We start from the raw sequence: 10,289 nt of genomic DNA, 5'->3' as shown, positions 1-10,289 counted from the left end.
TTCTTGCCGCCGTTACCGATTCGTGTCACTCGCCTGTGGACAACTGACAGCGATATGTCAGGTCTTAAGACGGTTGCCCCGGGTCGATCTCGCGCAGCAGGCCCGTCTTCACGTCGAAGACGAAGCCGCGCACGTCGTCGGTGTGCAGCAGGAACGGTGAGGTCCGCACCCGCTGCATCGACTGCCGTACGTCCTGGTCGACGTCCCGGAACGCCTCCACTGCCCAGGCGGGACGCTGGCCGACCTCCATCTCCAGTTCGGTACGGAATTCCTCGGTGATCGACTCAAGGCCGCAGCCGGTGTGATGGATGAGGACGATGCTGCGCGTACCCAGCTTGCGCTGGCTGATGGTGAGGGAGCGGATCACGTCGTCGGTGACGACCCCGCCCGCGTTGCGGATCGTGTGGCAGTCGCCGAGGTCCAGGCCGAGTGCCGCGTGCAGGTCGAGCCGGGCGTCCATGCAGGCCACGACCGCGACGTGCAGGACGGGGCGGGCGTCCATGCCGGGGTCGACGAACGCGGCGGCGTACCGCTCGTTCGCCTCGACGAGGCGGTCGGTCACGGTTCCGCCGTTTATGGCGCCTTCGGGGTCGGTGGGTACGGGTGTGGAAGTCGTCATAACCATGACGTTACTGGTCACCGCCGCCGCGGTCCTGTTGTGAGATGGGAAAAAGAGCGTCATCACGTCTTGCTTGTGAGGTAAGCCACAGGAGGGAGAGCAAGCCGTCCCAACGGGTGAATTCCGCGGGTTTCCCGCTTCGCGCCCGCGCGGGACCGCGACGCGCAGGCCGGTTGATTGACCGCGAGACAGGGTGGACTAAAGTGGCGCGAAGCGGGAGGCGGCGATCTTCCTGCTGGACTGAATTCCCCGTGAGACCCCGGCGCGGCAGCCGGAGATCTCCCCGCGTGCGCGGCGCGTACGTACGGCTCGGCCTCCTCCCGCTCCGGTCGGCTGACGCTTCCGGCGCCGGCCGCCCGCCCCGTTCGCCGGGGCACCCCCGGCGTCAGCCGGACAGGGCGGGGACCCGGCGGTGCGGACGTCCCCCGCCGGATCTGAGAGGGCCCCTTGAGTCAGAGTCGACACGTCCCGGTGATGCTCCAGCGGTGCCTGGACCTGTTGGCCCCCGCCCTCCAGCGGCCCGGAGCGGTCGTCGTCGACTGCACCCTCGGCCTCGGCGGGCACAGCGAGGCCCTGCTCACCCGGTTCCCCGAGGCCCGGCTCGTCGCCCTCGACCGCGACACGGAGGCCCTGCGCCTGTCCGGCGAGCGCCTGGCGCCGTACAAGGACCGCGCCACGCTCGTGCACGCCGTGTACGACGAACTCCCCGAGGTGCTCCGGCGTCTGGGCATTCCGCGCGTGCAGGGCGTCCTGTTCGACCTGGGCGTCTCCTCCATGCAACTCGACGAGGCGGAACGGGGGTTCGCCTACGCCCAGGACGCCCCGCTCGACATGCGCATGGACCAGACGACCGGCATCAGCGCCGCCGAGGTCCTCAACACCTACCCGCCGGGCGAACTGGTGCGCATCCTGCGGGCGTACGGCGAGGAGAAGCAGGCCAAGCGGATCGTCTCCGCGATCGTGCGCGAGCGCGAGAAGGAGCCGTTCACCAACAGCGCCCGGCTCGTCGAGCTCATCCGGGGCGCGCTGCCGCAGGCCGCCAAGCGGACCGGCGGCAACCCGGCCAAGCGCACCTTCCAGGCCCTGCGCATCGAGGTCAACGGTGAACTCGCCGTCCTGGAACGGGCGATCCCGGCCGCGGTCAAGGCCCTCGACGTCGGCGGGCGGATCGCCGTGCTGTCGTACCACTCGCTGGAGGACCGCCTGGTCAAGCAGGTGTTCGCGGCCGGCGCCGCCACCACCGCGCCGCCCGGGCTGCCGGTCGTCCCCGAGCGCTACCAGCCGCGGCTCAAGCTGCTCACGCGCGGTGCCGAACTTCCCACCGAGGAAGAGATCGCCGAGAACCGGCGGGCCGCTCCGGCGCGGCTGCGCGGGGCCGAGCGCATCAGGGAGGACGTCGAGTGAGGGGCGTGAGGCGGGCGCGCCGGGGGACATCCCGGCCCAGTGGGTTCCTGACCGGCGACCCGGGGGAGGGCGAGTGAGCGGGAAACCCCAACTGAGGGGGAGGGCCGCCCGGCTCGCGCGTCTGTTCCCGACGGGCCCGCGCCAGGCCGCCCGTACCCCGTTCGTCCTGCTCGTCGTCCTGCTCCTCGGCGGCGGCCTGATCGGTCTGCTCGTACTGAACTCGGCGCTCAGCGAAGGGTCGTTCAAGATGGACGACCTCCAGCGGGACACCAAGAGCCTCACCGACGAGGAACAGGCGCTCCAGCGGGACATCGACTCCTACTCCGCCCCGGACGCCCTCCAGCGCCGCGCCCGCGAACTCGGCATGGTCCCCGGCGGCGACCCGGCCTTCCTGAACCCCGACGGCACCGTGAAGGGCGTCCCCTCGGCCGCCGCCCTGCGCTCCGGGGACGCTCCCGTGGCCGTACGGCCGCCCGAGGCCATGGAGACCGGGCTGCCCCCGGCGACGCCCGCCCCCGGTGACCCGTCGGCGGTATCCGTCCCGGGCGCCTTCCCGACCGGCCCGTACCCGGCGGCAACGGTCCCGGCCGCCGCCCCCACCGCGGCCAGCCCGACCGCAGCCATCCCCACGACTCCCGGCAGGTGACGGAAGTGTCCGACAGGCAACCGCCGCGCCGGCGCGTGCCCGGCCCCGCCCGGCCCGCCCGGCCCGCGTCCGCCCAGCGGCGCCCCGGCCCCGGCGCCCGTCCGGCCCGGCGTCCGGCGACGCCCCGCCCCGCGGCCCCGCGTGTCATCCGGCTCGGCAGCCCCCGCCCCCGGCTGCGCATGGTCGGCCTCGCGCTGACCCTGGTCCTGGTCGCCTTCGTCGTCCGCCTGCTCCAGGTCCAGGCCGTCGACGCGAGCACGTACGCGGCCAAGGCCGAGGAGAACCGGTACGTCGGCCAGGTGCTGGCCGCCGAGCGCGGCGAGATCACCGACCGCGCCGGCGTGGCCCTCGCGACCAGCGAGGACGCCTACGACATCACGGCCGACCCGACGATGTTCGCGCCCGAGCAGCTGAAGATCCACGACGGCCCCGAGCAGGCGGCCGCCCTCCTCGCGCCGATCCTCGGCCAGGAGCAGTCCGACCTCGTCAAGAAGCTGCGGCCCAAGAACCCGGACGCGCGCTACACCAAGCTGGCCGGCCGGCAGACCCCGCAGGTGTGGAAGCAGATCAAGGACCTGAAGTCCGCGCTCGCCACCAAGTCCGAGACGGACAGCTCCACGGTCAACGTCCTGGCCGGCGTCTTCTCCGTCCCCAGCAGCAAGCGCGTGTACCCCAACGGCGACATCGCCGCCGGGATACTGGGCTGGGTCAACGCCGAGGGCAAGGGCGGCGGCGGCATCGAGCAGCAGCTGAACGGCACCCTGGCCGGCAAGGACGGCAAGATCCGCTACGCCCAGTCCGGCGGCCGCCAGGTGCCCACCGCGGGCTCCACCGAGACGCCCGCCGTGCCCGGCTCCGACGTCGAGCTGACGATCGACCGCGACATCCAGTGGGCCGCGCAGAACGCCATCACCGAGCAGGTGGCGAAGTCCAAGGCGGACCGCGGCTACGTCATCGTCCAGGACACCCGCACCGGCGAGATCCTCGCCATGGCGAACTCGCCCGGCTTCGACCCCAACGACCTGTCGGACGCGGACCCCGCGGCGCTCGGCAACGCGGCCCTCCAGGACGCCTACGAGCCCGGCTCCACCGCCAAGGTCATGTCGATGGCCGCCGTGCTGGAGGAGAACGTCGCCACACCGCTGACGCGCGTGACCGTGCCCAACCGGCTGCACCGCGGCGACCGGCTCTTCCAGGACGACATCGACCACCCGACCTGGTACCTCACGCTCAACGGCGTGCTCGCCAAGTCCAGCAACATCGGCACCATCCTGGCGACCGGCCAGCTCGGCAAGACGCAGCCCCAGGCGAACCAGGTCCTCTACTCCTACCTGCGCAAGTTCGGCATCGGCGGCTACACCGGGCTCGGCTTCCCCGGCGAGACCAAGGGCATCCTCGCCGCGCCCGACAAGTGGTCCACCTCGCAGCAGTACACGATTCCTTTCGGCCAAGGTGTGTCCATCAACGCGGTCCAGGCGGCCTCCGTCTACTCGACGATCGCCAACGGCGGCGTCCGGGTCGAGCCGACCCTGGTGCGTGGCACCAAGGGGCCCGACGGACGCTTCACGCCGGCCCAGACCCCCCAGAAGACACGGGTGGTCAGCCAGAAGACGGCCAAGACCCTCGCCCAGATGCTGGAGTCGGTCGTGGACGACGAGGAGGGCACCGGCACCAAGGCGCGCATCCCCGGCTACCGCGTGGCGGGGAAGACCGGTACCGCGAACCGTGTGGATCCGGCCACCGGCAAGTACCGCGGCTACACCTCGTCGTTCGCCGGGTTCGCGCCCGCCGACAACCCCCGCGTCACCGTCTACTGCGCGATCCAGAACGCCACCAAGGGCAGCTACTTCGGCGGCCAGATCTGCGGTCCCATCTTCAAGCAGGTGATGGAGTTCGCCCTGAAGACCCTGCAGGTCCCCCCGACCGGGGCGAAGGCCGCGAACCTCCCGGTCTCCTTCACTCCCTGAGTCACCAGCCCGCCCGTGTTCAGCGCCGAACCAGCCAGGAAACCAGCCCGTGACCATGATCACCCCCGATCCCGGGAACCATGCCCCGCCCGGGACCCCGCTCCAGCCCTCGCTTCGCCCGCAAGCGGGTGCGCCCGGTACGCTCACCGCCGTGCCACACGCTGATCAGTCCCAAACCACCCAGAAGGGCGCTTCCGTGACATATCCGGGACCGCCGCGACCGGCTCAGGTCTCCGCCGCACCCCTCGCGGAGCTCGCCGATCAGCTGGGTGCCGCCACGCCGGAAGGAGCCGTCGAGGTCACGGGCATCACCCACGACTCGCGTGCCGTCCGCCCCGGCGACCTGTACGCCGCCCTCCCGGGCGCCCGCCTGCACGGCGCCGACTTCGTCACCCAGGCCGCGGGCCTGGGCGCGGTCGCCGTCCTGACCGACCCGACCGGCGCCGACCGCGCCGCCGCGACCGGACTGCCGGTCCTGGTCGTCGACGACCCGCGCGCGCGGATGGGCGAGCTGGCGGCCACGATCTACGGCCACCCCGGCCGCGACCTGCTCCAGATCGGCATCACCGGCACCTCCGGCAAGACCACGACCGCGTACCTCGTCGAGGGCGGCCTGAAGTCCGCCCGCAGCACGGGCCTCATCGGCACCGTCGAGATGCGCATCGGCGACGAACGCATCAAGTCCGAGCGCACCACCCCCGAGGCCACCGACCTCCAGGCCCTGTTCGCCGTCATGCGCGAACGCGGCGTCGAGGCGGTCGCCATGGAGGTCTCCAGCCACGCCCTGGTCCTCGGCCGGGTCGACGGCTGCGTCTTCGACATCGCCGTCTTCACCAACCTCAGCCCGGAACACATGGAGTTCCACTCCGACATGGAGGACTACTTCCGGGCCAAGGCGCAGCTGTTCACGCGGAAACGCAGCAAACTCGGCGTGGTCAACCACGACGACGAGTACGGCCGCCGGCTGGTCCGCGAGGCCGAGGTCCCGGTCGTCACCTTCTCCGCCGAGGGCCACCCCGACGCCGACTGGCGCGCCGTGGACGTCCAGGTCGGCCCGCTCGACTCGACCTTCACCGTCGTCGGCCCGCAGGGGGAGCGGATCACCGCCAGGTCGCCGATCGCCGGCCCCTTCAACGTGGCCAACACCCTCGGCGCGATCGTCGCCCTCGCCGCCGCCGGCCTCGACCCGCAGACCGCCGCCGACGGTGTCGCCGCCGTACCGGGCGTGCCGGGCCGGCTGGAGCGGGTGGACGCCGGACAGGACTACCTCGCGGTCGTCGACTACGCGCACAAGACGGACGCCGTGGAGTCGGTCCTCAAGGCGCTGCGCAAGGTCACCAAGGGCCGGCTGCACGTCGTCCTCGGCTGCGGCGGCGACCGCGACACCACCAAGCGCGCGCCGATGGGCGCCGCCGTGGCCCGGCTCGCCGACACCGCCGTACTGACCTCCGACAACCCCCGCTCCGAGGACCCCCTCGCGATCCTCGCGACCATGCTCCAGGGCGCCGCGTCCGTGCCGGCCCACGAGCGCGGCGAGGTGCAGCTCTTCGAGGACCGGGCCGCCGCGATCGCCGCCGCCGTCGGCCGCGCGCGGCCCGGGGACACCGTGCTGGTCGCGGGCAAGGGCCACGAGCAGGGCCAGGACATCGCCGGTGTGGTCCGTCCCTTCGACGACCGCCAGGTGCTTCGCGAAGCTATCCAGAAGACCCAGGGATGAACTTGTGATCGCCCTCTCCCTCGCCGAGATCGCAGCAGTCGTCGGCGGGCAGACGTACGACATACCGGATCCGGCCGTGCAGGTCACCGGGCCGGTCGTCCGGGACTCCCGCGAGGTGGAGCCCGGCAGCCTCTTCGTCGCCTTCACCGGCGAGCGCGTCGACGGCCACGACTTCGCGCAGGCGGTCGTGGAAGCGGGCGCGGCGGCCGTTCTGGCGTCGCGCCCCGTCGGCGTGCCCGCGATCGTCGTGGACGACGTCCAGACGGCGCTGGGCGCCCTCGCCCGGCACGTCGTGCAAAAGCTCGGCGCGACCCTCGTCGCCCTCACCGGCTCGGCCGGCAAGACCAGCACCAAGGACCTCATCGCCCAGGTGCTCCAGCGCAAGGCGCCGACGGTGTGGACGCCCGGCTCGCTCAACAACGAGATCGGGCTGCCGCTGACCGCCCTGTCCGCCACCGAGGAGACGAAGTTCCTCGTGCTGGAGATGGGCGCCCGCGGCATCGGCCACATCCGCTACCTCACCGACCTGACGCCCCCGAGGATCGGCCTCGTCCTCAACGTCGGCACCGCCCACATCGGCGAGTTCGGCGGCCGGGAGCAGATCGCCCAGGCCAAGGGCGAGTTGGTCGAGTCCCTTCCGCCGGCGACCGAGGGCGGAGTCGCCGTCCTCAACGCCGACGACCCCCTGGTACGGGCCATGTCCTCCCGTACGACGGCGAAGGTGATCCTTTTCGGAGAGTCCGACGAAGCGGACGTACGCGCCGAGAACGTGAGACTCACGGACAGCGGACAGCCCTCCTTCAGGCTTCGCACACCCTCCGGTGCAAGTGATGTGACCATGCGCCTGTACGGTGAGCACCACGTGTCGAACGCGCTCGCCGCGGCCGCCGTCGCCCATGAGCTGGGCATGTCCGCGGAAGAGATCGCCACCGCGCTCTCCGAGGCGGGCTCCCTCTCCCGCTGGCGGATGGAGGTCACCGAGCGCCCGGACGGCGTGACGATCGTCAACGACGCCTACAACGCGAACCCCGAGTCCATGCGGGCGGCCTTGCGCGCGCTCGCAGCGATGGGCAAAGCCTCACGGGCAGAGGGGGGCCGGACCTGGGCGGTGCTCGGCAAGATGGCCGAGCTCGGGGACGAGGCGCTCGCCGAGCACGACGCGGTCGGACGGCTCGCCGTCCGGCTCAACGTCAGCAAGCTCGTCGCGGTCGGGGGGATCGAAGCCTCCTGGCTGCAACTGGGCGCATATAACGAGGGTTCGTGGGGTGAGGAGTCGGTGCACGTGTCCGACGCACAGGCGGCGGTCGACCTGTTGCGCAGCGAGTTGCGCCCGGGAGACGTCGTACTCGTGAAGGCGTCCCGTTCGGTCGGCCTCGAGAGCGTCGCGCAGGCGCTGCTCGCGACCGGTGCCGAGGGTGAGGTCGCCGCCCGATGATGAAGCAGATCCTGTTCTCGGGCGTCATTGGTCTCTTCCTGACCTTGGTCGGCACCCCGCTGCTGATCAAGCTGCTCGCGCGCAAGGGATACGGTCAGTACATCCGTGACGACGGCCCGCGCGAGCACGCCAGCAAGCGCGGTACGCCGACGATGGGCGGTATCGCCTTCATACTCGCCACGGTCGCCGCCTACTTCCTGTCCAAGCTGATCACCGGCTACACCCCGACCTACTCGGGTCTGCTGGTGCTGGGCCTGATGGTCGGCATGGGCCTGGTCGGCTTCCTCGACGACTACATCAAGATCGTCAAGCGGCGTTCGCTGGGCCTGCGGGCCAAGGCCAAGATGGCCGGCCAGCTGATCGTCGGCATCGCCTTCGCGGTGCTCTCGCTGCAGTTCGCCGACGCCCGTGACATCACCCCGGCCTCCACCAAGCTGTCGTTCATCACGGACTTCGGCTGGACGATCGGCCCGGTGCTGTTCGTCGTCTGGGCGCTGTTCATGATCCTCGCCATGTCGAACGGCGTGAACCTGACGGACGGACTGGACGGCCTCGCCACCGGCGCCTCCGTGCTCGTCTTCGGCGCCTACACCTTCATCGGCGTCTGGCAGTTCCAGGAGTCCTGCGCCAACGGCGAGACGCTGACCAACCCCAACGCCTGTTACGAGGTGCGCGACCCGCTGGACCTCGCGGTCGTCGCCTCCGCGCTGATGGGTGCCTGCCTGGGCTTCCTGTGGTGGAACACCTCGCCGGCCAAGATCTTCATGGGCGACACCGGTTCGCTGGCGCTCGGCGGTGTGCTCGCGGGTCTCGCGATCTGCTCCCGCACCGAGCTGCTGCTGGCCATCCTGGGCGGTCTGTTCGTTCTGATCACCATGTCGGTGGTCATCCAGGTCGGCTCGTTCCGCATGACCGGGAAGCGTGTCTTCCGCATGGCGCCACTCCAGCACCACTTCGAACTCAAGGGCTGGTCCGAAGTCCTTGTCGTGGTCCGCTTCTGGATCATCCAGGGCATCTGCGTCATTGTCGGACTGGGCCTCTTCTACGCGGGATGGGCAGCAGAAAAGTGACCGACTGGCAGGGGAAGAACGTCACCGTCGCCGGGCTCGGCGTCTCCGGCATCCCGGCGGCCAAGGTGCTGCACGGGCTCGGCGCGAAGGTCACCGTCGTCAACGACGGCGACGACGCACGCGCGCGTGCCCAGGCGGCCGAGCTGGAGGCGCTCGGCATCACCGTGCGCCTCGGTGACGGGGCGACCCTGCCCGAGGGCACCGAGCTGATCGTCACCACCCCCGGCTGGAAGCCGGACAAGCCGCTGTTCGCCGCGGCTCACGCGGCCGGCGTCCCGGTCTGGGGCGACGTCGAACTCGCCTGGCGCCTCAGGGGCCCCGACGCGGCCCCCTGGCTCGCCGTCACCGGCACCAACGGCAAGACCACGACCGTCCAGATGCTCGCCTGCATCCTCGAGGCGGCCGGCCTGCGCACGGCGGCCGTCGGCAACATCGGCGTCTCGCTGCTGGACGCGGTCCTCGGCGAGGAGCGCTACGACGTCCTCGCCGTGGAGCTCTCCAGCTACCAGCTGCACTGGGCGCCCTCCCTGCGCGCCCACTCGGCCGTCGTGCTCAACCTGGCGCCGGACCACCTCGACTGGCACGGCTCCATGGAGGCGTACGCCCGGGACAAGGGCCGCATCTACGAGGGCAACCGCGTCGCCTGCGTCTACAACGTCGCCGACAAGGCCACCGAGGACCTGGTGCGCGAGGCGGACGTCGAGGAGGGCTGCCGGGCCATCGGGTTCACCCTCGGCACGCCCGGCCCGTCCCAACTCGGCGTCGTGGACGGCATCCTGGTCGACCGCGCCTTCGTCGAGAACCGGCAGAAGAACGCCCAGGAGCTCGCCGAGGTCTCCGACGTCAACCCGCCCGCCCCGCACAACATCGCCAACGCCCTTGCCGCGGCGGCCCTCGCGCGCGCCTACGGGGTGCCCGCCAGGGCCGTACGGGACGGCCTGCGGGCCTTCACCCCGGACGCCCACCGCATCGCCCACGTGGCGGACGTGGACGGCGTCGCGTACGTCGACGACTCCAAGGCCACCAACACCCACGCGACGGAAGCCTCGTTGGCGGCCTACGAGTCGATCGTGTGGATCGCGGGCGGACTCGCGAAGGGCGCGACCTTCGACGAGCTGGTCGCCAGGTCCGCCAAGCGACTTCGCGGGGCCGTCCTCATCGGTGCCGATCGGGCACTGATCCGGGACGCCCTCGCGCGACACGCCCCGGAAGTACCCGTCGTCGACCTCGACCGGACCGACACTGGGGCGATGCTCCAGGCCGTCCAGGAGGCCCGGCGGCTCGCCCGGCCCGGCGACACGGTGCTGCTGGCCCCGGCCTGCGCCTCCATGGACATGTTCGCCAACTACAACCAGCGCGGTGACGCGTTCGCGGAGGCCGTTCGCGAACTCGGCGCCTGACCCGGCCGCCTGCCGGGCGGACCTTGGGAGG

General features: G+C 71.4%; 8 protein-coding genes. 7 read left to right on the top strand and 1 reads right to left on the bottom strand.

What is annotated here, in order from left to right; translation table 11 throughout:
• Positions 1 to 64: 64 nt before the first annotated feature.
• Positions 65 to 619 carry a beta-class carbonic anhydrase gene (locus ACF1A1_RS01875; RefSeq protein WP_391644380.1) on the bottom strand — a complete coding sequence of 185 codons (555 nt, stop codon included), beginning with the start codon at positions 617 to 619 and terminating at the stop codon, positions 65 to 67.
• Between the two features lie 447 nt (positions 620 to 1,066).
• Here ACF1A1_RS01875 and rsmH point away from each other — a divergent pair, with 447 nt between their 5' ends.
• From rsmH to murD, 7 genes are all read left to right on the top strand, one after another.
• On the top strand, positions 1,067 to 2,023 hold the full coding sequence (rsmH, locus tag ACF1A1_RS01870; protein ID WP_391644378.1) for a 16S rRNA (cytosine(1402)-N(4))-methyltransferase RsmH: 957 nt from the start codon (positions 1,067 to 1,069) through the stop codon (positions 2,021 to 2,023).
• A gap of 73 nt (positions 2,024 to 2,096) precedes the next feature.
• Positions 2,097 to 2,669: a septum formation initiator family protein gene (locus tag ACF1A1_RS01865; RefSeq protein ID WP_391644376.1), complete on the top strand. Its 573-nt coding sequence runs from the start codon at positions 2,097 to 2,099 to the stop codon at positions 2,667 to 2,669.
• Positions 2,670 to 2,674: 5 nt separating this feature from the next.
• Positions 2,675 to 4,636 (top strand): penicillin-binding transpeptidase domain-containing protein, encoded by a 1,962-nt coding sequence (locus tag ACF1A1_RS01860; RefSeq protein ID WP_391644374.1) that lies wholly within the window; start codon positions 2,675 to 2,677, stop codon positions 4,634 to 4,636.
• Positions 4,637 to 4,832: 196 nt separating this feature from the next.
• Positions 4,833 to 6,353 carry a UDP-N-acetylmuramoyl-L-alanyl-D-glutamate--2,6-diaminopimelate ligase gene (locus ACF1A1_RS01855; RefSeq protein WP_391644372.1) on the top strand — a complete coding sequence of 507 codons (1,521 nt, stop codon included), beginning with the start codon at positions 4,833 to 4,835 and terminating at the stop codon, positions 6,351 to 6,353.
• A gap of 4 nt (positions 6,354 to 6,357) precedes the next feature.
• Entirely contained in the window at positions 6,358 to 7,788 is a 1,431-nt protein-coding gene (murF, locus tag ACF1A1_RS01850; protein ID WP_391644370.1) for a UDP-N-acetylmuramoyl-tripeptide--D-alanyl-D-alanine ligase, read from the top strand.
• Positions 7,785 to 8,858, top strand: a complete 1,074-nt coding sequence (gene mraY, locus ACF1A1_RS01845) for a phospho-N-acetylmuramoyl-pentapeptide-transferase (RefSeq protein WP_391644368.1) — start codon at positions 7,785 to 7,787, stop codon at positions 8,856 to 8,858. Before murF ends, mraY begins: the two co-directional genes overlap by 4 nt.
• Positions 8,840 to 10,258 (top strand): UDP-N-acetylmuramoyl-L-alanine--D-glutamate ligase, encoded by a 1,419-nt coding sequence (gene murD, locus ACF1A1_RS01840; protein ID WP_391644366.1) that lies wholly within the window; start codon positions 8,840 to 8,842, stop codon positions 10,256 to 10,258. The genes mraY and murD overlap by 19 nt, the downstream gene beginning before the upstream one ends.
• The last annotated feature ends 31 nt before the right edge of the window (positions 10,259 to 10,289 follow it).

The organism is Streptomyces sp. NPDC014995, assembly GCF_043080745.1.
Lineage (GTDB): Bacteria > Actinomycetota > Actinomycetes > Streptomycetales > Streptomycetaceae > Streptomyces.
Note: the sequence above shows the minus strand (reverse complement) of the source record. Positions and strands in the feature narration are given on the sequence as shown.